Raw genomic sequence first — 23,895 nt, 5'->3', positions numbered from 1 at the left:
ATCGGAAACCCATCGATGGGCGTTTCCGTCAGTAGTTGCATCATTACGAACGGAAACAACGGAAGGCGCATCATGTCCACGTCCCGCATCGCCGCCCTGGCGGCAGCCACCGCAACCCTGTCCGCCAGCGCCACGCTGGGCGCGGTCGTCGTGCCGGCCGCGCACGCCGATCCGGCCGGAAAGCTCGAAATCGTGCTGGATGCGTCCGGTTCGATGGCCGATCCGGCGGCCGACGGCAAACCCAAGATCCAGGCCGCTCGGCAGGCGCTCACCACGATGGTGAACGGCATGCCGGACGGTTCGCAGGTCGGCATGCGCGTCTACGGCGCGACGCAGCCGCCGGGCAGGGACACGCCTGCTGCGTGTTCCGACAGTCAACAGGTCGTGCCGGTCGGTGCGCTCGACAAGGCCAAGCTCAACGCGGCGATCGGGCGCTACTCGCCCAAGGGGCAGACGCCCACGTCATACGCGCTGAAGGAGGCGGCCAAGGATCTCGGCAGCACGGGACAGCGATCGATCGTGCTGGTGTCCGACGGCGAGGCAACCTGCTCACCCGACCCGTGCGTGACCGCGAAGGAGCTCGCCAGGCAGGGCGTCGACCTGCGGGTCGACGTGGTCGGCTTCAAGGTCAGTGAGAAGGCCCGCAGCCAGCTGCAGTGCATCTCGTCCGCGACCAACGGCAAGTACTACGACGCAGCAGACACCAGCGGGCTGACCTCGGCACTGCAGAGCGCGAAAAACCGTGCGCTGCAACCATTTTCGATCGGGGGCACACCCGTGACCGGCACGCCGACCAGCTCGGGCGCACCGGTGATCGGCCCCGGCCGCTGGACCGACAAGGCCCCGGCCACCGGCAAGACCGCCAAGTTCTACGCCCTGAAGCACACCATGCCGGGCAGCACCTTCCTGGTCGGGGTCACCAGCCGTCCGTCGGCCAAGGACAGCCAGCTGCGACTGCAATTGAAGACTCCCGACGGCACCAGCTGCGGGTCGACTTCCCCGACGGCGTCCAACAACCTCTTCGGCCGCACCCTGCTCACCGGCGCCTTGTCGTCGGCGTCGCCCACCAGCACGAGCAGCAAGGCCTGCGCATCGCAGGACCTCAATCTGTCCGTGTCGCAGACCGATTGGGGCGATGACGCCGCAGGCACACCGGTCGAGTTCGACGTCGTCGAGGTGCCGGCAGCAACCAACGAGGGTGTGCTGCCGCGGGAGGCCGAGGATGCGACCTGGCAGACGATGCCTGCGGCCGGCACGCCGACCCCGGCAGCCGGGGGCAGTGGTCTGCCGGACGCGACGGCGGTGCAGGCGGGCTCGACCTCGTCGTTCGACCTGCTGCCGGGCGAGACGAAGTTCTTCAAGGTCCCGGCCACCTGGGGACAGCAGGTGCAGGCGCAGGCGACGGCCGAGCAGAACCCGGCCTACGGTGCGGGTAGCTACCGCAACCTGTCGGTGTCCATCCTGTCGCCGGCCGGCGGCTACGTGCAGTCCACCCTGCCGAAGGGCATGCCGGACACCGGCAGCGGCACGTTGAGCAACTCGTCGCTGGTCGACGACAGCGGGGCGATGGTCGGGTCCGCGACGACGCCGATCCGCTACACCAACGGCGGCTCCGTCTACGACCGGACCGAGGCGACATCGGCGCCCGGCGACTACTACGTCGCGGTCGCGCTCACCACGCAGAGCTCGGAGAAGCCCGACACGCTGCGGTCGCCGCTGAAGATGACGCTGCAGGTCGCGACGCCGGGCAAGGCCGGTGAGGGCGCGCCGGCGTTCGCCGCCGGTCAGCGGGTGAAGACGCCGACCGGCACCGTGGCGAACGTCGCCACGGGAGGGACGGGAGGCACGGGAGGCACGGGATCGACTGCGACTCCTTCGGATTCGGGTGCGGGCTCGGCTGCTGGGTCGGCCTCGGCGACTGCGGGCACCTCGGGCGACGCGGGCACCGAGGCGGGCGGCGCGCCGCGGGAGGTCTCCGCCGGCGCCAGTGAGACCAACTGGACGCTGATCGGCGGACTGGGCGGCGGCGCGGCCCTGCTGGCAGCGCTCGGCACGGTCGCCGCGGTCGCGATGCGCCGGCGCTAACCGATCAGGAGCACGAGCAGCACGACCAGCAGGATGGCCGCGAGCGCGAAGCTCGCGGTCATCACTGTGCGCAGCCGCTTGCCCGCCGGGTCGTCCGGCCGTGCGGCTTGTGGGAGAGCGGGGTGCGGGTCCGGCGTCGGGTGCGGGCTTGGCGTCGGTTTCGGGTTCGGCTTCGGTTTCGGCAATGCCACCGCGACCTGACTGCCGGTGGCCGGAGTGGCGATGCGTTCGGTCATCGGCTCGGGAGCGGGTCCGCCCGCCACCTGCTCGAAGACGTATGGCGCGTCGGCCGCGCCGGCCCACGGCGCTCCATGAGGCACGAGCGGCGCGAGCATCGCCCGCGCCTCGCTCGCGGATTGCACTCGGTCCAGCGGGTTTTCGGCGCTCAACGCGCGCAGCACCGAGGTGAGCCGCGCCTCGGTCTCCGCCGGGATCCCGTCCACCGGGATCGCGCTGGGCGGCTGGACGGGCGGCCCTGTGCTGAGGGACTGCGCGGGAGGCTGCCCGGTGAGCAGCTGCCGGCCGATGACGCCGACGGCATAGAGGTCACTGCGCGGGTCGGGGTCGGCGCCCGCGAGCTGCTCCGGCGCGAGGTAGCCGGCGGTGCCGACCGTGGTGCCGCGGGCGGTCAGGCGGGGCTGACCGACGACCGCGGCGACGCCGAAGTCGCAGACCCGCACGAACGGCCGCCCGTCTGCGGTCGGCTCGAGCAGCAGGTTGGCCGGCTTCAGGTCGCGGTGCACGACGCCGGCTCCGTGGATCGCGGTGAGCGCGTCGAGCACCTGGTCGAGCAGGACGGCGACGTAGGGCTCGGGGAGCGGGCCGTGGTCGCCGAGCAGGGTGGCGACCGATCCGCCGCGGACCAGGTCCATCGAGAGCGCCACCAGGTCGTCGTCGGCGGCGAAGCCCTGCGGGGCCACGACGTGCGGGTGGCGCACCCGCAGCGACTGTTCGCGCACGAACCGCAACATGCTCCCGGCCTCGGCCTGGGTGAGCACCTTGACCGCCACCCACTCGCCGCGCTTGCGGTCGAGGGCACGCCATACGGCGCCGACGCCGCCGGTGCCGATCTGCTCGTGCAGCTCGTAGCGGCCGGCGATCAGCTCTGCCATGGCCGCACCCTAACCCGGGGGCGGCTACTCCCCCGGCCGCGTCGCGAGAGTGAGCGCGAAGTCGCCGGCCTCGTCGGTCCAGACCCGGGTGACGGTGAGACCGGCCGCCTCCAGCTCCGCGGCGATGCCGCTGATCCGGAACTTGGAGGAGATCTCGACCCGCAGCTCCTCGCCGCTCGCCAGCTCGAAGTCGAGGCCGGCGCCGGGCAGCCGCACCCGCTGCGGTTCCTCCGCGCGCAGCCGCAGGTCCATCCGCTCCATGTGCGGGTCCCAGAACGGCACGTAGGAGAAGGCGCCGACGTCGAGGTCGCCGCCGAGTTCGCGGCTCAGCACGCGCAGCACGTTGCGCACGAACTCCTCGGTCACCCCCTGCTCGTCGTGGTAGGCCGCGATCAGCCGGTCGGCGCTTTTGACCAGGTCGGTGCCGAGCAGCACGGAATCGCCCGGCTCGAGCACGTCGGCGAGCGCGCCGAGGAAGGCGGCGCGTTCCTCGCGGTAGAGGTTGCCGATCGTGCCGCCGAGGAAGGCGACCGTGCGGCGGCCGCCGGTCGGCAGGTGCGCCAGGTGCAGGGTGAAGTCGCCGACGACGGCCTCGACCGCGAGCCCCGGATAGCGCTGGGCGATGGTGTCGGCGGCCTCCCGCAGGGTCGCCTCGGAGACGTCGACCGGCGAGAAGCGGCTCAGCTGCCCGTCCTTGGTGAACGCGTCGAGCAGGATCCGGCTCTTCTCGCTGGTGCCGCTGCCGAGCTCGATCAGCGTGGTGGCGCCGCTCGCCTGCACGATCTCGTCGGCGTGCGCGGTGAGGATCTCGTGCTCGGCCCGGAACGGGTAGTACTCGGGCAGCCGGGTGATCTCGTCGAAGAGGGCGGAGCCGCGGTCGTCATAGAGCCATTTGGGTGTGATCGTGCGCGGGTGGCTGCCGAGGCCGCGCCGGATGTCCTCCACCAGGCTGCCGGCCGCCCAGTCGGGGTCGAGCAGCACCGAGACCACGGGTTCGCGGGCGTCGCTCATCGCTCGATGCCTCCCGTGATGGCCCCGTTGACGCCTCCGTTGACGTCTCCGCTGGCGCCTCCGTCGGCGAGGCGCAGGCCGGTCATCGGCCAGCGCGCACCGGCGGGGAAGAAGTTGCGGTAGGACGCGCGGGTGTGACCGGGTGGGGTCAGGGCGCAGCCGCCGCGCAGCACCATCTGGCCGGACATGAACTTGCCGTTGTATTCGCCGATCGCGCCCTCGGCCGGGTGGAAACCCGGATAGGGCAGGTATGCCGACGACGTCCACTCCCAGCAGTCGCCGAACAGCTGCCGCAGCCCGCCGGTGGGCGGCCCTGCCGCGCGGGCGTGGAAGGTGTCGGCATTGGCCAGGTTGGCGTCGGGGGCCGGCTCGCCGGCCAGGGTCTGCGCGGCGTGCTCCCACTCGGCCTCGGTCGGCAGCCGCTTGCCTGCCCAGGTGGCGTAGGCGTCGGCCTCGTAGTGGCTGACGTGGGTGACCGGCAGGCTCGGATCGACCGGGAAGGTGCCGTGGAGGGTGTGCTCGAACCAGGTGCCGTCGACCTGCTGCCAGTAGAACGGCGCCCGCCAGCCCTCGCCGGTCACCCTGCCCCACCCGTCGGACAGCCACAGCTCGGCGCGGTCGTAGCCGCCGTCGGCCATGAAGTCGAGCCACTCGCCGTTGGTGATCAGCCGGTCGCCGAGGCGGTAGGGCTCGAGAAACGTGCGGTGGCGCGGGAGTTCGTTGTCGAACGAGAAGCCGGCGCCGTCGTGGCCGATCTCGACCAGGCCGCCCTCGACGTCGACCCAGCCCAGCCGGTCGGGCGCGCCCGCGGGATCGGGACTCCCGGCATACACCGGCTGGAGGGGGTTGACCGACAGCACGTGCTTGATGTCCATGAGCAGCAACTCCTGGTGCTGCTGCTCGTGGTGGAATCCGAGCTCGATCGTGCCGGCGAGCTTGTCGAGCGAACCCTCGTCGAGGGTGTCGATGAGGTCGCGCATGCGGGCATCGACGTTGCCGCGGTAGTCGCCGACGTCATGAGCGCCCGGCCGGCTGATGTGGCCGCGCTCGGCACGGGCGTAACGCGGGCCGACGGCCTCGTAGTAGCTGTTGAACAGGAACCAGTATTTGTCCTGGTATGGCGCGAAGCGCTGCTCGTGCTCGGCCAGCACGAAGGTCTCGAAGAACCAGGTCACGTGCGCGCGGTGCCACTTGGTCGGCGACACGTCGGGCATCGACTGGACCGTCTGGTCCTCCGGGGAGAGCGGCGCCGCGAGTTGCTCGGTGCGGGCGCGGATCTCGTCATACCGGCTCGCCAAGGTGTCGGCGGTCCAGTGGTCGGTCCACCGGCCGGTGGTGGCGGGGCTGAGCTGGGTGGTCACGCTGCGGGTCACCTCCTGCTCGGCCGGCCGGGCGGCTGCGTCCCATGAACCACGAACCATGAACCATGAACCACGAAATACGAACCACGAAATCATGGAACGGGCCATGGAACACGGTGGGACGAGCGCCGGTGGACCGAGCTATCGCTGTTTGCCACGAGCCTAGGCACGCGCACCGACAACCGGCCAGGTATGTCGCAACGAAATCCACATCCGCCGACAAATTCACCAGTTGTCCACAGTTTGCCGATCGGGAGCCGACGCCCGGGCCGGCACCGGCCTAGCGTCGTTGCCATGTCCGATGATCCGCAGCAGATCAGAGCCCAGGCGCGGCAGGCGGCGGCGCTCGCGGTGCGGGCCCGCGCGGCGGCCGCCGCGGTCGCAGCGAATGCAGGGGTGCAGTGGCGCAGCGTCGGCGCCGACCGCTACCGCGAGCGCCTTGCCGACCGGGCCCGGGACTTCCGGGCGCGTGCGGACGATCTCGACCGCTTGAGCCGGTTGCTGCTCAGCCACGCCCGGCACGTCGAGGACCACGAGCGGGCGATCGGCGCTGCCGTCGACGGCGCGAAGGACGTGGTGAAGGCGGTCAGTCCGATGGGGTCACTGCTGTGACCGCGACAGCCACGCCGGTGCACAGCAGTGCGCTGCAGCACGCCGACGCGTCCGCAGTGGCAGGCGCGCTGCGCCGCCTGCCGCACCTCGTCCTGCACGCCGAGACCGCCACCCGCTCGGTGACCGCACTGGCCGCGCGCACTGGCGACGGCTTCGCCATGCTGACCCCGCGCCGGGGCCGCACGCCGCTGCTCACCCGCGGGCCGGGCGACCGGCTCAGTCGCGAGCTCGCCCGGGTCGTGCCCGCGCTCCAGTGCTTAGTGGGGGCGGTGGGTGCCGTGGCCGGCCGCGCGTCGCCGCCCGTCGCCGAGGAGAAGCTCGGCGCCGGCGACCTGCTGGCGCTGGCCGAGCTGGTGCGCAGGGGTGACCAGCGACGGCTCGACGTCGCCTGTGCTGATCTCGGCATCCGCGGATTGCCCTGGTGGATCACCGATTTCGCGTGGGGCGCCCAGGCGCAGCTCGCGATCGCGCTCGTCATCGACGGCGAATGCCGGGCCTGCGCCTCGATGCAGTTGCTCGAGCACGGTTGGGGCTGCCTGCACGCCGACGATGCGGGCGACATCGGCTTCGCCGCGCTCACCCCGGAGCGGGTCCAGGCCCGGGTCGGCACCTTCGTCCGGCTCCTGATGGGTGCCGCGGATGCCTGACACCGGTCAGTGCCGGGTGACCGGGGGCTCGGCATCCACCGAGGCCGACCTGCTGGATCTGCGCAGCACGGCGGCGCGGCTCGACGGGTCTGGGGACGATGCCGGCGACCTGTGCGGCGCGGTGCTGTCGGTCGGCACCTCACTTCCGGCGAAAAGCGCTGTCCTGTCGCCGGGTTCGGCTGCGACGATCGCCGAGGAGGTTGCGGGTCTGACCGCCTCGCTCGGGACATTGCGGCTGCGGATGGAGTTCGTTGCGAGCGGGATGCGGTGGAGCGCGACTGCTTACGAGCTGACCGACGCCGCCCAACGCCGCGCGCTCGCCGCGCTGAATGCGGCGACGGCCGTGCCACGGATCGCGACGGCCGCGGTCGACTCGGCCGTCATCGCCGGTTTGACAGCGGACTGGACCACGTCGGGGATCACCATCGGCGGACGGCAGGTCGGGGTGTCACACCCCGACCTGGGCTCCTGGACCGACGACTTCACCGACGCGTTCAACCACGAGCTCTACGACGACCCGGAGATGACCGACGGGCTGGTCGACGTCGCGACTGTCCCGGGTCTCGCCCGCGGGCTCGGCTTCGAGGAGCAGATCGCGGCTCTGCTCTTCGTCACCCGCCGCAGCGGACTGTTCGCGCAGAGCCGCCCGATCGCCACCCGGCAGACCGGCACGCGCCGATCCGCCGGACACCCCCGGGCGATCGCGGACCTGGTCGCCGATGCCAGCAGCGTCGAACACGCCTCGGGCGAGGATCGTTCGGTCGTCCGGGTGCGCCGGACGGTCGGTGTCGACGGCCGCGGTGCGTGGGTGGTGCTGATCCCCGGCACCGCGACGTTCGCCCTCGGCACCCCGCGCGGCCCGTCAGATCTTGCGGCCAATCTGGAGAGCGAGTCCGGGGTGCCGTCGCGGCTCTACCCGGCGATCGAGCGCGCCCTACTGGCGGCGATGGACGAGTCGGGGGTCGCTCCCGGCACCGAGCCGGTGATGCTGGTCGGCCACAGCCAGGGCGGCATCATCGCCGCCCGGATGGCCGCCGACCGGGCGTTCCGGCAGACCTACGACGTGCAGGAGGTCGTCACCGCCGGAGCACCGGTGTCCCGCATCGCGCTGCCGGACGACGTGCACCTGCTCGCGCTGGAGGATGTGCGCGATCCGATTCCGCGGCTGGACTCCCGGGACGAGCCCGATGTGCTCAATCGCGTGCGGGTGCAGTGCGATCCGCGAGGCGCGCAGGAGACCCGCGAGGCCTCCGCAGCCCACGACGCCAACCGTTACGCCCGGTCGACGCGCGAACTCGGCCGGCGCAACCCCGACCCGCAGCTGCAGCAGTGGTACGGCCGCAACGCGCGCTGGCTGGACGGCGACGAGGAGGTGTTCGACTTCGAGCTGACCCGTGAGTGACCGTCCGCGTGCTGCCTCGCCCGCCGACGGACACCCCGCGGCGAGGGTCCCGCAGCGAGGCTCTACTGCCCGACCGCGAGCTCCTCGTCCTCGCCCGCGACCGCTCCCTCGAACTGCGACATGTAGAGCCGGTAGTAGGCACCCCGCGCCCGCAGCAGGTCCTCGTGATTGCCCTGCTCCACGATGCGGCCGTCCTCCATCACCAGGATGGTGTCGGCATCACGGATCGTCGAAAGCCGGTGTGCGATCACGAAACTCGTGCGATCCGACCGGAGCGCCGCCATCGCCTCCTGCAGCATCACCTCGGTGCGGGTGTCGACCGACGACGTCGCCTCGTCGAGGATCAGCATCGCCGGGTCGGCGAGGAACGCGCGGGCGATCGTGATCAGCTGCCGCTCGCCGGCGGACACCCCCGAGCCCTCCTCGTCGATGACCGTGTCATAGCCGTCCGGCAGCGAGTGCACGAACCGGTCGACGAAGGTCGCGCGAGCCGCGGCCATGATCTCGTCCTCGGTCGCGTCGAGGCGTCCGTAGGCGATGTTCTCCCGGATCGTGCCGTGGAAGAGCCAGGCATCCTGCAGCACCATCCCGATCCGCGAACGCAGTTGGCGACGGGAGACGTCGGTGATGTCGCGACCGTCGATCAGGATCCGGCCGGAGTCGAGCTCATAGAACCGCATGATCAGGTTGACCAGGGTGGTCTTGCCGGCACCGGTCGGGCCGACGATCGCGACCGTCTGGCCAGGCTCGACACGCAGCGAGAGATCCTCGATGAGCGGGTGCCCTGCGTCATACCCGAAGGAGACGCGGTCGAACTCGACCGCACCCTTGGTGGGAGCCATCGGCTCGTCGCGCTCGGGCACCTGCTCCGGGGCGTCGAGCACCTCGAAGACCCGCTCGGCGCTCGCGACGCCCGACTGCATCAGGTTGACCATCGACGCCAGCTGGGTGAGCGGCTGGGTGAACTGCCGCGAATACTGCACGAACGCAGTCACATTGCCGAGCGTCATCGAACCGTTCGCCACCTGCAGGCCACCGATCACACAGACCACGACGTACTGCAGGTTGCCGACGAACATCATGATCGGCATCACCAGCCCACTCACGAACTGTGCGCGCCAGCTCACGTTGGTGAGTTGTTCGTTGGTCTCGTCGAAACGGGCGTCGACCTCCTGCTGCCGGCCGAAGACCTTGACCAGCTCGTGGCCGGTGAAGGTCTCCTCGATCTGCCCGTTGAGCCGGCCGGTATGCCCCCACTGGGCGATGAAGAGCTTCTGCGAGCGCGCCATCACCTGCTTGGTCACCACGAGCACGATCGGGATGGCGATCATCGCGATCAGCGTCAGCCACCACGAGATCGTCAGCATCATCACGATGACGCCGATCACGGTGAGGCCGTTGACCAGCAGCTGGCTCACCGTCTGCTGCATCGACTGGCCGATGTTGTCGATGTCGTTGGTCACCCGCGAGAGGAGTTCGCCGCGCGGCTGGCCGTCCAGGTATCGCAGAGGCACCCGGTTGATCTTGTCCTCGACGTCCTTGCGCAGCGTGTTCATGGTGCGCTGCACCACCCGGTTGAGCAGCCGGGCCTGCAGGAACTGGAACAGTCCGGCACACAGGTAGAGCACCAGCACGATCAGCAGGATGCGGCCGACGGCGCCGAAGTCGATGCCGACGCCGGGCGTGACGGTCATGCCGGACACCATGTCGGCGAACGTGTCGTCGCCGCGGGCGCGCAGCGCGTCCACGACCGCCTGCTTGGTCTGGCCGGCCGGCAGTTGCGCCCCCACCGCGCCCGAGTAGATCTTGTCGACAGCCTGCCCGAGCACCTTCGGACCGATCACGTTCAGCGCGACCGACGCAACGGTCAGCACCAGGATCACGATCAACGTCGCACGGTGCGGGGCGAGCCGGCCGAGCAGCCGCTTGGCCGAGCCCCAGAAGTCCTTCGACTTCTCGCCCATGCCGACGCCCATCGCGGGGCCTCCCCCGCGACGCACCGGCTTGGCGTCCGCCGGGCCGGGGTCGGCGGTCTTGTTGTCATTCCTCGTCCCGCTCATGCTCTCTGTCGCGCCTCTGCCCTCACCTGCGGGCCCCGCTCGTCCCTCGCTCGTGTCCTCGGCTCGGTCGGCGCTCATGCCCTCTGTCGCGCCTCTGCCCTCACCTGCGGGCCCCGCTCGTCCCTCGCTCGTGTCCTCGGCTCGGTCGGCGCTCATCAGGCCACCTCCTCGTTCCCGCCCAGTTGCGACTCGACGATCTCCCGGTATGGCGGGCACGTCGCGAGCAGTTCCTCGTGCCTGCCGACCCCTACCGCGTCGCCGTCGTCCAGCACGACGATCTTGTCGGCGCCCTGGATGGTCGAAACACGTTGCGCCACAATGAAAACGGTCGCGTCGTGTACCCGGGGCGCCAACGCCCGGCGCAACCGCTGATCGGTTGCCAGGTCGAGCGCCGAGAACGAGTCGTCGAAGAGGTAGATGCGCGGGGCGGCGACCAGCGCACGTGCGATGCAGAGCCGCTGCCGCTGACCTCCCGAGACGTTGGTGCCGCCCTGGTTGATCGGTGCGTCGAGACCGCCGTCGAGCCGCTCGACGAAATCGCGCGCCTGCGCGACCTCCAACGCCTGCCAGAGCTCGTCGTCGGTCGCGTCCGGGTTGCCATAGCGCAGATTGGACGCGACCGTCCCGGAGAAGAGATAGGCCTTCTGCGGCACGATGCCGATGTGCCCCCAGAGCAGGGTCGGGTCGAGTTGCCGCACGTCGACGCCGTCGACCAGCACCTGCCCGTCCGTGGCGTCGAACAGGCGGGCGATCAACGAGAGCAGGGTGCTCTTGCCCGAGCCGGTCGAGCCGATGATCGCGACCGTCTGGCCCGGCTCGGCATACAGGTTGATGTCGCGCAGCACAGGCTGGTCGGCCCCGGGATACTGCATCGTCGCACCCTTGAGTTCGACGACGCCGCGGACGTTTTCGGGCGTCACCGGCTCGCTCGGTGCCTGCACGGACGGCTCGGTGTTGACGACCTCGCCGATGCGTTCGGCGGCAACCGCCGCCCGCGGGATCATCATGAACATGAACGTCGCCATCATCACCGACATCAGGATCTGGATGAGGTAGGTCATGTATGCCGACAGCGACCCGATCTGCACGTCGCCGGCGGCGACCTGGTGCGCGCCGAACCACCAGACGCCGACCGTCGAGAGGTTCATGACCATGAAGACCAACGGGAACATGATCATCATCAGGCTCCCGACCCGCACCGAGATGTCGGTGAGTTCGTCGGTCGCCGTGCCGAACCGCCCGGTCTCATAGGGTTCGCGGGTGAACGCGCGGATCACGCGCACCCCCGAAAGGTGCTCTCGCATCACACGATTGACGGTGTCGATGCGGGTCTGCACCAATCGGAAGCCGGGCACCATCTTGCGCACGATGAGTCCGACGGCGACCGCGAGCACGACGACCGCGACCAGCACCAGCCAGGACAGACCGGCGTCCTGGCGCAGCGCCATGATCACCCCGCCGACCATCATGATCGGCGCCGAGATCATCAGGGTGCAGCCCATCAGCACGAGCAACTGCACCTGCTGCACGTCGTTGGTGCTGCGGGTGATCAGCGATGGTGCACCGAACTGGCCGACCTCGCGCGCGGAGAACCGGCCGACCGCACGGAACACCGACGTGCGGGTGTCGCGCCCGAAGAACATCGCGATCCGGGCGCCCATGTATGCCGCGCCGATCGAGCCGACGACCTGCACCAGAGAGATGGCGAGCATGATGCCGCCGGTGTGCCAGATGTAGCCGGTGTCGCCGCGGGTGACGCCCTTGTCGATGATGTCCGCGTTGAGCGTCGGTAGGTAGAGGTTGGCGCCGACATTGATCAGTTGCAGCACCGCGAGTGCCGCGAGCAGGCCGCCATACGGCCTGAGTCTGGTCTTGATGAGTTGTAACAGCATGAGTTTCCCTTGAAAGTCTTGTGTTTTCAGTCGTTTCCGCGTTTGAGCACGCCGTGCAGGATGGTGTCGACGACCTGCTCGGGGGTGAGGATGTGTTCGTCGGAGATGTGGTGATGGCTTCCGGCGAAGGTGAGCAGTCGCACCTGCAGGAGCAGTTGATCGAGGGACACGCGCAGGAGTGGCTCGTCGTCGACGAATACCTCCCGGATGCGTGACGCGATCTCGCGATCACGCTTCGGCCGGTCCCGATGCCGCTCCGGCGGCCCGACCAGGCCCAGCGCATCCATCAACTCGAAAATCTCCTGGAAGCGACGTTGCAGCAGGCCGACGTATGCCGTCAATCGAGTTTCGAAGTCGGCACTCGGGTCGATCTCGGTCAGCCGCTGCAGGAACGGCTCCGGGTCGAGCACCCGATCGATCACCGCGTCGAACAGCTCGTCCTTGCTGTCGAACACCCGGAAGATCGTGCCCTCCGCCACTCCCGCAGCCTGCGCGATCTGCTTGGTGCTCGGCCGTTGACGATGCGCACGGACCGCCTCGATGGTCGCCACGATCAACGCTTCACGCCGCTCCTCCGGTTTCATCGGAGCGGCGCGCTTGGCGGTCCTGGCGCTCGTGCGTTGGCTGCCCACGGGATGACCGTAACACAAATGAGTGAGCGCTCACTCATTCAGTAGTGCGTGCGCGAGCCGCTACCGTCGCGACTTCTGCACGCCAGCGCCCCGATCCACGTGCACACCCCGCAACCGTCGCGACTTCTGCACGCCCGGCCCCATCCGCGTGCACACCCCGCAACCGTCGCGACTTCTGCACGCTCGCGCCGACCAGCGAGCCCCCTGATCGACAGGCACAACACCGCGCCGAGAGGACCACAAATGTGCGCCGAATGTGTAGTCCGCTCAGTGCGGATGTGTGCCTCTCGGTGGAGAGACTGGCGGTGCTCCGGCTCGCTCACGCAACCGAGCGGTGCCGCGGAGCCGAGCGGCGCCGCGGCGTGAACGCAGCCACTGGCGGAGCTACCTCAGCCGAGACCCTGCTGCTTCACGAACGCGTCGGCGACCGCCTTCGGGTCCTTCTTGTCGACGACGACCTGCTTGACCATCTCACCGAGGTTGTCGGTGGTCAGCTTCGCCGAGATCTTGTTGAGCGCGACCTGCACCTTGGGGGTCGCCGAGGATCGCGAGATCAGCGGGACGACCTGGTCGGAGCCGAAGAGCTGCTTGTCGTCGCGCAGGATGACGAAGTTGTTCTGCTTGATCGACGGGTCGGTGGAGAAGATGTTGGCGGCCTGCGCCTGGTTGTTCTTCAACGCCGACACGATGGCCGGCGTCGCCGACAGCGGCAGGAAGTTCTTCGGGGTGAAGTTGTAGGTCGCCTTCAGCCCCACCAGCCCCTGGTCGCGGCTGCGGAACTCCGGCGGCGCCGCGACCGTGACGTCACCGGCGTGCTTGGCCAGGTCACTCACGGTCTTGAGGTTCCACTTGTCGGCGGTCGCCTTGGACACCACCATCGCGTTGCTGTCCTGCGCCTGCGACGGATTGAGCGCGAGCTGACTGCACGGGATGGTCGTGATCAGCGCGGCATACACCTCGTCCGGCGCCTTCTCGGTCGCCTTCGGGTTGAGGTAGGTCAGCAGCGAACCGGTGTATTCCGGCACCAGCTGGATGGATCCGTCGTCGAGCGCCTTGAGGTAGGCCTCGCGCGCGCCGATCGGGTCGGTCGTCGTGGTCTTGACCCCGGCGCCCTTGAGCGCCGCCGCGTAGATGTCGGCCAGCAGCTGGGACTCGGGGAAGTTGGCCGAGCCGATGCTGACCGTGCCCGCCTTCGGCTGCGCGGACGAACACGAGCCACCGCCACCACCGCTCTGCAGCGCGTCACCGGACAGTCCGCACGCCGCGAGTGTCGGTATGGCGAAAGCGGTCGCGACCAGGGCCGCGGTCTGCCTACGTAGGTGTCTCATGCGGTGACCCTTTTGTCATCGGGAATCGTTGCCGGATCGAGGTTTCCACTCCCCGCTCCCGTTGTATGACGGTGCACGCGGCGGCCGGTCAGGCCCGGCGAGACAAGGCGCCGCTGCGCCACAGCGAAGAGCAGGTCGACCAGCAGCGCGAGCGCCGCGACGAGCACCGACCCGCCGATCATGACCTGGTATTCGCCGCTCGCCTGGCCGTCGAGCAGGAAGCGGCCGAGCCCGCCGATGCCGAGGAACGCCGCGATCGTCGCGGTGGCGATGACCTGCAGGCTCGCGCTGCGCAGTCCGGAGAAGACGAGGGGCAGCGAGTTGGGCAGCTCGACCTTGGTGAAGACCTGGGTGCCCGTCATACCCATGCCCTTGGCGGCGTCGCGCGCTGCGGGGTCGACCTCGGTGATGCCGGCATAGGCGCCGGCGAGCAGCGGCGGCAGGGCGAGCACGACCAGCACGGCGATGCTCGGCCCGGTCAGCGCCAGGTCGCCGCTGATGTGGCTGGAGGCCCAGATGCCGAGGATGCAGAGCAGTCCGAGGCTGGGCACCGCGCGCGCCGCGTTGGCGAGGCTGACCAGGAAGCGGCCGCGGCCGGTGTGCGCGATCCAGAAGCCGAGCGGCAGCGCGATCAGGCAGGCGATCACCAGCGTGATCAGGGTGTAGATGACGTGCTGCTCGAGCCGGTGCAGGATGCCGTCGGTGCCGCTCCAGTTGGCGCCGTTGACCAGCCAGTGCCACGTGTCGGTCAGGATCATGACGCGCCCCTCACTCGCAGCCAGGGGGTGAGCGCGCGGGAGACCAGCTGGATCACCAGGTCGAAGAGCAGGGCCAGCACCAGGCAGCCGACGATGCCGACCCAGACCTCGATCGAGTAGGACCGCTGGTAGCCGTTGGTGATGTAGTAACCGAGCTGGCTCACCCCGAGCAGCGACGCGACGCTGACGATCGACACGTTGCTGACCGCCGCCACCCGCAGGCCACCGGCGATGACCGGAACCGCGAGGGGGAGGTCAACCCCGAAGAAGCGCCTCACGGGCGTGTATCCCATTGCGGTTGCTGCCTGTTCGACGTCGTTCGGCACTGCGCTCAGCCCGTCGACGACGGTGCGCACCAGCAGCGCCAGCGTGTAGAGCGTCATCGCGACGATGACGTTCCAGGGGCTCAGGATCTTGGTGCCGAGGATGACCGGCATCACGATGAAGAGCGCGAGCGACGGGATCGTGTAGAGCAGTCCCGCACCACCGATCAGGATCGGGCGCAGACGGGCCGACCGCCGCGCCCACCACCCGAGCGGCAGCGCGATCGCCAGCCCGAGCAGCAGTGGCAACCCGGCCAGCACGGCGTGCTGCCAGGCGCGTTGCATGATGTCGGACCAGTTGTCCGACACGTAGCTCAGATCGAGGGTCTTCACGGCGTGGTCCCGCTGACCGGCTCGGTCGGCGCAATGTCCTCCTCGTGCACCTCCGGCCGATCGGCCTGCTCGATCGCCGAGAGCACCTGGTGCGCGCGGACGGTGCCGAGCAGCTTGCCGTCGCCGTCGACGATCACGCCGCGCCGGCTCGGGGAGGACAGCGCCGCGTCGAGCGCGGCGCGCAACGGGCCGTCGGCGGCGGCGACCGTGCCACCGCGGTGCAGCATGGCCTGCTCGATCGGGGCGGTGATCCGCGACGGCTCGACCCAGCCCTGCGGGCGGCCGTCCTCGACGACGAGCAGCCAGTCGTCGCCGGTGGCCGCGCGTGCCTCATCGACGCTCGCACCGATCTCGACGGTCGGCTCGGGAGCGAGCGGCAGTCGCGGCGCGTCGGTGAAGCTCAACGCTCGATAACCGCGGTCGCGGCCGATGAAGTCGGAGACGAAGTCGTCGATCGGGTGCGCCAGCAGGTATGCCGGCTCGGCCAGTTGCGCGAGCTTGCCGCCCACCCGCATGACCGCGACCTGGTCGCCGAGCTTGATCGCCTCGTCGATGTCGTGGGTGACGAAGACGATGGTCTTGCCGAGCTCGCCCTGCAGCCGGAGGAACTCATCCTGCAGCTGGTCGCGCACCACGGGGTCGACCGCACTGAACGGCTCGTCCATCAGCATCACCGGCGGGTCTGCGGCCAGGGCGCGCGCCACACCGACGCGCTGCTGCTGCCCGCCGGACAGCTGAGCCGGGTAGCGGTTGGCGAAATCTCCTGGCAGCCCGACGAGTTCGAGGACTTCGTGGGCGCGCTTCTTCGCCTCGGCCTTGGGTGTGCCGAGCAGCAGCGGCACGGTCGCGACGTTCTCGGCGACCGTGCGGTGCGGGAAGAGCCCGGCGTGCTGGATCACGTAGCCGATGCCGCGGCGCAGCTTCGGTGCGTCGACGTCCATGACGTTCTGGTCGTCGATGAGGATGCGACCCTCGGTCGGGTCGATCATCCGGTTGATCATGCGCAGCGACGTCGTCTTGCCGCAGCCGGAAGGACCGACGAGCACGGTGATCTTGCCGGTCGGCGCCTCCAGGGAGAGATGGTCGACCGCCGTCGTGCCGTCGGGGAACTTCTTGACGACCTGCTCAAAGCGGATCATGGCGAACCAACCTAACGCAGGGGACGGACACCGTGCAGACGAAAACGCCCTGTTATGCCTTTGATCACAGATCGATCACGAATCGCCGATGCCGCGGGCGGGCAGCAGGGCCTTCTCGAGGAACTGCGAGGACAGCCGGTGCCAGCTGCGCGAACGCCGGAGCATCGCGTGCCAGTCGGGCAGCGACTCGAAGCGCGCATCCCCTCCCGCGGCGGCGATGCGTGCGGCAAGCTTCTTGGTCTCCCGCGGGTCGGTGACGCGATCGTGCGAGCCGTGGAGCAGCAGGGTGTGGAGGTCGAGAAAGGGAGTCACGTCATACTGCTCGGGCACCCACGGGGCGAGCCCGACGACGGCCTCGACACCGTCACTTCCGGCCAGTTCCAACGCGACTCGACCACCCATCGAGTGACCGAGCAGACCGACCGGGCGGCCGGGGTGCAGCTCGCGGATCCGCTCGAGGGCCCATCGGGCGTCGACGACCGGCGACCGTTTGTCGTCGTTGTAGCCGCGCACCGCGTCGCGCAGCACGTATGGCGCAAGCCGCCCCCGGCTGCGCCTGCGCAGATCGCGTGCGAACGGCAGCATCCGCAGCACCGGCGGCGCCCACTTGGTCGTGCGGTCCGTGCTGTGCTCGGCGCCGCCGTGCAGCACCAGCACGACCGCTTCCGGGCGGCTGCGCAGGGTCGGCGAGACGAGGAAGGGATGGCCTCCGTCGTGACCGGGGCCCGTCGTGAAGTCGCTCATCAGACCTGCGTGCGGTGGAAGTTGCTGTAGGAGCGGCTTGCCGTCGGGCCGCGCTGACCCTGGTAGTGCGAACCGTATTTTGCACTGCCGTAAGGGTTTTCGGCCGGACTGCTGAGCTGGAAGAAGCACAGCTGGCCGATCTTCATGCCGGGCCACAACTTGATCGGCAGCGTCGCCACGTTGGACAGCTCGAGCGTGACGTGACCGGAGAAGCCCGGGTCGACGAAGCCCGCCGTGGCATGCGTGAGCAGCCCGAGGCGCCCGAGACTCGACTTGCCCTCCACCCGCGCCGCGACGTCGTCCGGCAGCGTGACCTGCTCGTAGGTCGACCCCAGCACGAACTCCCCGGGGTGCAACACGAACGGCTCTTCCGGTGCGGTCTCGATCAGCCGGGTCAGCTCGTCCTGCTCGGCGGACGGGTCGATGAACGGGTACTTGTGGTTGTCGAACAACCGGAAGTAGCGGTCGAGCCTGATGTCGATGCTCGACGGCTGGATCATCGTCTCGTCATACGGGTCGAGGCGCACGCGGCCGGCGTCGATCTGGGCGCGAATGTCGCGGTCGGAGAGGAGCACGGGGTCACGCTACCCGGGAGCCGGGTGCGCGGGGACGAACGTGCCGTGGGTTAGACTCCGGAGCGACTCGGAAGGTCTCAGTCAAGCGCCGATGCAAAAGCGCCAATGCAAAAGGGCATCTGCCGAGTCACGCGAGTGTAGTTCAATGGTAGAACATCAGCTTCCCAAGCTGAATACGCGAGTTCGATTCTCGTCACTCGCTCTTCGAGCTCTTCCCACGGCCCGCAACGGGCCCTGATGGGGCGTCCACCCCATCGCGAAATCGCCTCTCCCACTGGCCCATCGGCACGACCCTTCCTATGCTGATCGCGAAGGGGGAAGCCCGAGCGCTCATTGGGGAATCAGCGCCGGGCGCGGATGATGAATGCACCGAAGCTGCACAACAGTTGGTCCGGACCGACCCGGACCGCAGGCCAGACCGACCGGATCCGCCACCAGCGCGGCCGGCCGGTGACACGAGGTCTCGCCCTCGGGGCCGTCGTCAGCCTGCTGCCGATCGGCGGAGCACTGGCCGCACCTGCATCGGGTATGCCGGCAGTCACGCAGACCACGCGCGCGGTCGCCGGGCTGCACCAGCTCGGCACGCCGACCGGCCCGGTAGTCAACGCCACCGCGTGGGGCATGAGCGGCTGGTATCAGCGCTACACCGACGGGTACGTCGTCGGTTCACCACTCGGCACGTTCACGATCGGCGGCGGTCTGGAGCAGACCTGGAACGTCCAGGTGCACGGCTGGCCCGCCGGCAACGGCGGCGCCCTGCCCACGATCAACGGCTCGGCCGGCACGTCGACCTACTTCATGCGCCCCAACCAGGGCGCCTACGCGCGCGGCGCCGGCTACGCCAAGACCGGTGGACCCGGCTACTTCGTCACCGGGCGCACGTTCGCCAAGTTCGCCCAGCAGAACGGCCTGTTCGGCCTCGGCTGGCCGACCAGCCAGGTCACCAACGCGTCCGGCTTCGGCGCGAGCGGCACCTACGAGCGGTTCGACCGTGGGCTGATCGCCGACACCACGGCATACGGCACCCACGTGATGACGCACAACACCCAAACCTATTGGAATCCGGCAAGATTCGGCTGGCCGACCAGCGACACCGGAGCGCTGTCGACGATCAGCGGCTACTCCGGGTGGGCGCAGACCATGGTGCGCCCCAACCAGTCGCAGAAGCAGGGCGCGGTCTACGCCCGCAACGGCGCCAACGGCTACTTCGTGCAGGGCGGCGTGTATGCGCGCTTCGCCCAGGTGGGTGGCCTCTACACCGCCGGGTGGCCGACGAGCAACGAGGGCGTCTACGCACCCTGCGCGCTCTGGAGCCAATGGTTCAGCAGGGTCGGGCGACTCGGCATCGACAACCGGTGGTGCCCCAACTCGCCATACGCCGGGCCCTATCTCAGCCAGGCCGGACCCGGGTCGGGCAACGTGCAATACCAGGGATATCAGGGCACCGCCGTCTACATGATGCAGCGCAAGCTCGGGATGACGGTCAACAAGACCAACTCCTCGGTGTGGGGCCCGCAGACTCAGGCGCTGCTCACGCAGTATCTGGCGAACCGCGGCCGGCCGGCGACCACCAAGCTGGACCCGGCGCTCTGGTCCTTCCTCGGGATCCCCTACCCCTTCAACTCCTCCACCTGGATTTCGCCGCTGAAGGCGTCGGTCGCGAGCACCCGCACGGCGCACATCAACGCGGCGATCGGGTGGGCGAGGTCGCAGAACGGCATCGACTACCTGTGGGGCGGCACCGGAAACCCAGGCACGTCACTGGGTTACGACTGTTCGGGCTTCATCTCGCAGGCGCTGCGCGCCGGTGGCCTCAACCTGACCAAGGTCAGCAACTATTACGACCAGTACCCGCCGTCGGACCTGTCCAACAAGATGCTGCACGACAGCGAGTTGCAGAGCGTCAGCTACAACAACCTGCAGGTCGGCGACCTCATCTTCTACGGCACGTATGACGGCAGCACCCCGCACGCCCGGCACGTCTCGATGTACATCGGCAACGGGCAGACCATCCAGTCTGGTGGCACGCGCGTGCAGATCATGCCGTTGTCGACGTCGTCGTGGGGCTGGGCGACGCTCGGAGCCAAGCGTCCGTTCACCACCTCGTCGACCAACGCGCTTGCCGGTGCGGGCACCACGCCGCTCTCCGGCACGCCGTTCCGGTCGGTGCGGCCGCAGACGCGCCTCGACCAGCGACCGGCGAGTGACACTCTGTGGCAACTGAATTCGTGGAACGCATCGCTGCCAAAGCTGTCCGGCACCGACCTCGGCAGGGCCGGCAGCGCGGGCGGCTGGTTGTCGGTGCGGTCCGGGCAGACGGTCACGGTCGGTTCGGGCGCGGGCCTCACGCTCGTGCTCGCCGGTGGTGGGCACGCGGTGCGGGTGACGCCCGACGCGAAGGGCCAGGTGCAGGTGCCGGCCGGCGTGGACGCGGCGCTGCTGATCCCGGCCAAGGACGCCGCCGGTGTCGGTGTCGACTCCCCGGTGGTCAACCTCGGCGCGGCCGGGACCGCCCTGCGGCCGCACTGATCGCCGCGACGCACCCCGCCGACAGGCTCACTTATCGGCGAGCGGCTCACCTATTCGGTCGATTTCGGCCCTGTGATGCGCTGGATAAGTGAGCCTGTCGGCGGTAGGTGAGCCTCTCGGCGGGAGGACGGCCGGGCGGGAGGGTGGCATGCTGTGGCGGTGACCCGAGCAGCCGAGAACGCCAGCGGCACCGTCGGCGAGAGCCGCTCCGACGCCGCACCGCGACGTCGCGGGCGCCCCGGCAAGGATCACGAGACGGTGTTGCGGGAGGCCATCGACCTCTTCAACGAGCAGGGGTATGACGCCACCAGCATGGGCGATCTCGCCCAACGGCTCGGCTTCACCAAATCGGCTCTCTACCATCATGTTCCGAGCAAGGAGCACCTGCTGCAGGCGGCCCTGGACGAGGCACTCGACGGCTTGTCGGAGGCCGTCGCGAGCGCGCGGGCCGACCGGTCGGCGTCCGCGCTCGACCGGTTGCGGGGTGCGGTGCGGGGCAGCGTCGGGATCCTCGTCGATCACCTGCCGGCGGTGACCTTGCTGCTCCGGGTGCGCGGCAACAGCCCGGCCGAGCTGGCGGCGCTCGACCGGCGGCGGCGCATCGACGCCGACCTCACCGCGCTCGTCGCCGATGCGGCGGCCGAGGGCGGCATACGCTCGGATCTGCCGCCCGACCTGATCAGCCGCCTGCTCTTCGGGATGGTCAACTCGCTCACCGAATGGGTGCGCCCGGGTGGGCCGCGCAGCGCCGACGAGATCGCCGACGCCTTGACGACACTCGCCTTCGACGGACTGCTGACCGACCGCGACTAGGCGTCGTAGTCGACCGTGACCTCGTCGCTGACCGGGAAGCTCTGGCAGGTGAGCACGAAACCGCGCGCCACCTCGTCGTCCTCGAGCGCGTAGTTGCGCACCATCTCGACCTCGCCGTCGGTGACCTGCGCCCGGCAGGTGCCGCACACGCCGCCCTTACAGGCGAACGGCAGGTCCGGGCGTTTGGTCTGCGCCGAGTCGAGCACGGTCATCGTCTTCGACACCGGCGCCGTGGTGCTGCGACCGTCGAGCAGCACTGTCAGCTCTGCGGTTTCGCCCTCTGCGACCGCATCGGCATGACGCCGCTGAGGGGGCGGAGCGTCGACGTAGAACAGCTCGTAGTGGATGCGGTCGTCGGGCACGCCCAGCTCGCGGAGGACGCCGCGGGCCTCCTCGAGCATCTCCAGCGGCCCGCAGAGCCACACGTGGTCGACGGCGTCCAGCGGGACGAGCTCCCGCAGGATCGTGCGCAACCGGTCGCCCTCGAGCCGGCCGGAGAAGAGTTCGACGTCGCGCGGCTCGCGCGAGAGCACGTGGATGAGGTCGAACCGCTGGTGGTGGGCGTTCTTGAGATCGGCGAGCTCCTCGGCGAACATCACCGTGCCGGTCGCGCGGTTGCCGTAGAGCATGGTCACGCTCGCCTCGGGATGCCCGATCACCGAGCTCGCGATCGACAGCATCGGCGTGATGCCCGATCCCGCCGCGATGCACAGGTGGCGCCCGGGCTGGTCGGGGTCGGCGAAGAAGCTGCCGCTCGGCGCCTGCACCTCGATGACGTCGCCGGGCGCCACGTCGCGCACCAGCCACCGGGAAAAGAGCCCGTCCGGGATCTCGCGCACCCCGATCCGCGGCGCCTGCCCGACCGCGGAGCTGATCGAGTAGGTGCGCCGGTGCTCGACGCCGTCGACCCAGCGGCGCAGGGTCAGCGCCTGCCCTGCGCGAAACGCGAATTCACCTGCAAACTCTTCGGGTATGGCGAACGTCACGGCCACCGAGTCGTCGGTGAGACGCTCGACGTCCTGCACCACGAGCTCGCGGAAGGGTGCGGTCCGGCTGTTGATGCCGGTCTCTGTCGTTACGGTCATGTGCAGCTCAGATCGCTTTCACGTGGTCGAAGGGTTCGAGGCAGGACCGGCAGCGATAGAGCGCCTTGCACGCGGTGCTGCCGAACTCGCTGGTCACCTCGGTGTCGGCGGAGCCGCAGAGGGGGCAGGTCACCGCGCGCCGGGTCGGCCCGAGCGACAACGTGACCGGCCCGGCCGGTGCGCGCCCGGGTGGCGAGATGCCGTTGCGGGACAACGCAACTCGGCCGCGCTCGGAGATCCAGTCGGTGGTCCACGGCGGGCTGAGTTGCACCCGCACCTCGACGCGCTCGAAACCGGCCCCCTGCAGCTCGCGGACCAGGTCGTCCCGCATGGCAGCCATCGCCGGGCAGCCGGAGTAGGTGGGGGTGATCGACACGATCAGCGCTCCGTCGCTGTCGAACTCGACCTCCCGCAACACTCCGAGGTCGGCCAGGCTGAGCATCGGCAGCTCGGGATCGGTCACCGTCCCGGCCACCGCGCGTGCCCGCTCCAGGGTCAGCTGCGACTCACGCACCGCTGCCATGACGTCACCACTGCCCCATCGGGTGGGCGCGTGCGACCACCTGCATCTCGGCGAGCATGCGGCTCAGCGCCTCGGTGTGCATGCCGTCCCGGCCGGTGCCGCCGCGGGTCACCGCAATGGGCCGGACGTCGGGAGGTGTCACGTCGGCGACCGAAAGCACTTGCGCGAGAACGTCTTCCAGCTCATCGGTGATCTGGGCAGGGTCGGCACCGACCGACGACTCGACCGCGGTGGGTGACTTCAGCTCACCGATGAGCGGCCACACGCCGGCCATCGCGGCCTCGAGCCGGCGCCGCGACTCCTCGGTGCCCTGCGCGAGCGTGACGAACCAGCGACCGGCGAAGTCACGGTGGTAGCTGAGCTCCTTGACGCCCTTCGCGGCGATCGCCGCGATCACCGGGTCGGGGTGGGCGACCAGTCGCTGGAAGATCGCCAGCCGCCAGGAGGACAGCACCAGCAGCCGCACGACCAGCTCGGCGAAGTCACCGTTCGGCAGTTCGGCGAGGCGGACGTTGCGGAAGTCGCCCGCGTCGCGGAAGTAGGCGAGCGCGTCCTCGGCCGGCACCGGCGAACCCTCCGGCAGCGAGGGGACGATGCCCGGGTCGGCCGCGGCCGCCCGGGTCAGCAAGAGCCGCGCCTGGCCCACCAGGTCGAGGGCGATGTTGGCGATCGCGATGTCCTCCTCCAGGTCGGGCGCCCGGCTGGTCCACTCCGACAGCCGCTGCGCGTAGACGAGCGCGTCGTCGCCGAGCATCACGCAATACGAAGCGAGTTCGGCTGCGTCGATGCCGTCGGGGATGGTGGTGTCGACGCCCGCCAGCGGGTCCTCGAAACCGGTGCCGAAGGCCCAGTGGGCGTCGTTGCCGAGCAGGCCGTCGTAGGCGCTGTCGTGTTCGTCAGCTGCGGGCTGTTGCACGTGAGAGGAGGTCAT

The 23,895-nt window shown here is 69.6% G+C and carries 21 protein-coding genes and 1 tRNA gene; 7 read left to right on the top strand and 15 right to left on the bottom strand.

Features of this window, described 5'->3' with window-relative positions:
- Nucleotides 1–72 precede the first annotated feature (72 nt).
- Nucleotides 73–2,085: a vWA domain-containing protein gene (locus HJ588_RS05165; protein WP_171152696.1), complete on the top strand. Its 2,013-nt coding sequence runs from the start codon at nt 73–75 to the stop codon at nt 2,083–2,085.
- Here HJ588_RS05165 and HJ588_RS05160 read toward each other — a convergent pair.
- Genes HJ588_RS05160 through egtB form a run of 3 tightly spaced genes read right to left on the bottom strand, consistent with a single transcriptional unit; the run spans nt 2,082 to nt 5,629 of the window.
- Nucleotides 2,082–3,197, bottom strand: a complete 1,116-nt coding sequence (locus HJ588_RS05160; protein WP_171152694.1) for a serine/threonine-protein kinase — start codon at nt 3,195–3,197, stop codon at nt 2,082–2,084. The genes HJ588_RS05165 and HJ588_RS05160 overlap by 4 nt on opposite strands.
- Before the next feature lie 24 nt (nt 3,198–3,221).
- Nucleotides 3,222–4,208, bottom strand: coding sequence for an L-histidine N(alpha)-methyltransferase (egtD, locus tag HJ588_RS05155; RefSeq protein WP_171152692.1), 987 nt, complete (start codon nt 4,206–4,208; stop codon nt 3,222–3,224).
- Nucleotides 4,205–5,629 (bottom strand): ergothioneine biosynthesis protein EgtB, encoded by a 1,425-nt coding sequence (gene egtB / locus HJ588_RS05150; RefSeq protein WP_171152690.1) that lies wholly within the window; start codon nt 5,627–5,629, stop codon nt 4,205–4,207. Before egtB ends, egtD begins: the two co-directional genes overlap by 4 nt.
- Nucleotides 5,630–5,863: 234 nt before the next feature.
- Here egtB and HJ588_RS05145 point away from each other — a divergent pair, with 234 nt between their 5' ends.
- From HJ588_RS05145 to HJ588_RS05135, 3 genes are read left to right on the top strand one after another with little or no spacing between them, the layout of a single operon-like run.
- Nucleotides 5,864–6,181, top strand: coding sequence for a hypothetical protein (locus HJ588_RS05145; protein ID WP_171152687.1), 318 nt, complete (start codon nt 5,864–5,866; stop codon nt 6,179–6,181).
- The gene (locus tag HJ588_RS05140; protein WP_171152685.1) at nt 6,178–6,828 is read left to right on the top strand and encodes a hypothetical protein; all 651 of its coding nucleotides are present in this window, start codon (nt 6,178–6,180) and stop codon (nt 6,826–6,828) included. The genes HJ588_RS05145 and HJ588_RS05140 overlap by 4 nt, the downstream gene beginning before the upstream one ends.
- Nucleotides 6,821–8,230, top strand: coding sequence for an esterase/lipase family protein (locus HJ588_RS05135; RefSeq protein ID WP_171152682.1), 1,410 nt, complete (start codon nt 6,821–6,823; stop codon nt 8,228–8,230). The genes HJ588_RS05140 and HJ588_RS05135 overlap by 8 nt, the downstream gene beginning before the upstream one ends.
- 62 nt (nt 8,231–8,292) lie before the next feature.
- On the opposite strand, the gene HJ588_RS05130 is transcribed toward HJ588_RS05135, so the two are convergent.
- From HJ588_RS05130 to dcd, 9 genes are all read right to left on the bottom strand, one after another.
- Nucleotides 8,293–10,290 carry an ABC transporter ATP-binding protein gene (locus HJ588_RS05130; RefSeq protein WP_212755300.1) on the bottom strand — a complete coding sequence of 666 codons (1,998 nt, stop codon included), beginning with the start codon at nt 10,288–10,290 and terminating at the stop codon, nt 8,293–8,295.
- 155 nt (nt 10,291–10,445) lie between these two features.
- Nucleotides 10,446–12,182 (bottom strand): ABC transporter ATP-binding protein, encoded by a 1,737-nt coding sequence (locus HJ588_RS05125; RefSeq protein WP_171152680.1) that lies wholly within the window; start codon nt 12,180–12,182, stop codon nt 10,446–10,448.
- A gap of 26 nt (nt 12,183–12,208) precedes the next feature.
- Complete coding sequence (locus HJ588_RS19725) at nt 12,209–12,814, bottom strand: TetR/AcrR family transcriptional regulator (protein ID WP_343036600.1); 606 nt, start codon at nt 12,812–12,814, stop codon at nt 12,209–12,211.
- Nucleotides 12,815–13,203: 389 nt separating this feature from the next.
- Nucleotides 13,204–14,142, bottom strand: a complete 939-nt coding sequence (locus HJ588_RS05115; RefSeq protein ID WP_171152678.1) for an ABC transporter substrate-binding protein — start codon at nt 14,140–14,142, stop codon at nt 13,204–13,206.
- Complete coding sequence (locus HJ588_RS05110; protein ID WP_171152676.1) at nt 14,139–14,900, bottom strand: ABC transporter permease; 762 nt, start codon at nt 14,898–14,900, stop codon at nt 14,139–14,141. Before HJ588_RS05110 ends, HJ588_RS05115 begins: the two co-directional genes overlap by 4 nt.
- Entirely contained in the window at nt 14,897–15,508 is a 612-nt protein-coding gene (locus HJ588_RS05105; RefSeq protein ID WP_171155401.1) for an ABC transporter permease, read from the bottom strand. Before HJ588_RS05105 ends, HJ588_RS05110 begins: the two co-directional genes overlap by 4 nt.
- 44 nt (nt 15,509–15,552) lie before the next feature.
- Nucleotides 15,553–16,695 carry an ABC transporter ATP-binding protein gene (locus tag HJ588_RS05100; protein ID WP_171152674.1) on the bottom strand — a complete coding sequence of 381 codons (1,143 nt, stop codon included), beginning with the start codon at nt 16,693–16,695 and terminating at the stop codon, nt 15,553–15,555.
- 75 nt (nt 16,696–16,770) lie between these two features.
- Nucleotides 16,771–17,439 carry an alpha/beta hydrolase gene (locus HJ588_RS05095; RefSeq protein WP_171152671.1) on the bottom strand — a complete coding sequence of 223 codons (669 nt, stop codon included), beginning with the start codon at nt 17,437–17,439 and terminating at the stop codon, nt 16,771–16,773.
- A complete protein-coding gene (gene dcd, locus HJ588_RS05090) occupies nt 17,439–18,014 on the bottom strand; it encodes a dCTP deaminase (protein ID WP_171152669.1) in 576 nt (191 codons plus the stop codon). The genes HJ588_RS05095 and dcd overlap by 1 nt, the downstream gene beginning before the upstream one ends.
- A 131-nt stretch (nt 18,015–18,145) precedes the next feature.
- Here dcd and HJ588_RS05085 point away from each other — a divergent pair.
- The 3 genes from HJ588_RS05085 to HJ588_RS05075 all read left to right on the top strand — a co-directional run bounded on the left by HJ588_RS05085 (nt 18,146) and on the right by HJ588_RS05075 (nt 21,356).
- A tRNA-Gly gene (locus tag HJ588_RS05085) sits at nt 18,146–18,216 on the top strand.
- Nucleotides 18,217–18,371: 155 nt separating this feature from the next.
- Complete coding sequence (locus HJ588_RS05080) at nt 18,372–20,543, top strand: NlpC/P60 family protein (RefSeq protein WP_171152667.1); 2,172 nt, start codon at nt 18,372–18,374, stop codon at nt 20,541–20,543.
- A 159-nt stretch (nt 20,544–20,702) separates the two neighbouring features.
- Nucleotides 20,703–21,356 carry a TetR-type transcription factor C-terminal domain-containing protein gene (locus HJ588_RS05075; RefSeq protein WP_171152665.1) on the top strand — a complete coding sequence of 218 codons (654 nt, stop codon included), beginning with the start codon at nt 20,703–20,705 and terminating at the stop codon, nt 21,354–21,356.
- On the opposite strand, the gene paaE is transcribed toward HJ588_RS05075, so the two are convergent.
- The 3 genes from paaE to paaC are packed head-to-tail and all read right to left on the bottom strand — an operon-like array spanning nt 21,353 to nt 23,895.
- Nucleotides 21,353–22,441, bottom strand: a complete 1,089-nt coding sequence (paaE, locus tag HJ588_RS05070) for a 1,2-phenylacetyl-CoA epoxidase subunit PaaE (RefSeq protein ID WP_171152662.1) — start codon at nt 22,439–22,441, stop codon at nt 21,353–21,355. The two genes, HJ588_RS05075 and paaE, sit on opposite strands and share 4 nt — an antisense overlap.
- Nucleotides 22,442–22,448: 7 nt before the next feature.
- The gene (paaD, locus tag HJ588_RS05065) at nt 22,449–22,964 is read right to left on the bottom strand and encodes a 1,2-phenylacetyl-CoA epoxidase subunit PaaD (protein WP_171152660.1); all 516 of its coding nucleotides are present in this window, start codon (nt 22,962–22,964) and stop codon (nt 22,449–22,451) included.
- 4 nt (nt 22,965–22,968) lie between these two features.
- Nucleotides 22,969–23,895 carry a 1,2-phenylacetyl-CoA epoxidase subunit PaaC gene (gene paaC, locus HJ588_RS05060; RefSeq protein WP_171152657.1) on the bottom strand — a complete coding sequence of 309 codons (927 nt, stop codon included), beginning with the start codon at nt 23,893–23,895 and terminating at the stop codon, nt 22,969–22,971.

Source organism: Flexivirga aerilata, from assembly GCF_013002715.1.
GTDB classification, from domain to species: domain Bacteria; phylum Actinomycetota; class Actinomycetes; order Actinomycetales; family Dermatophilaceae; genus Flexivirga; species Flexivirga aerilata.
This window is presented reverse-complemented; position numbering and strand designations above follow the sequence as displayed.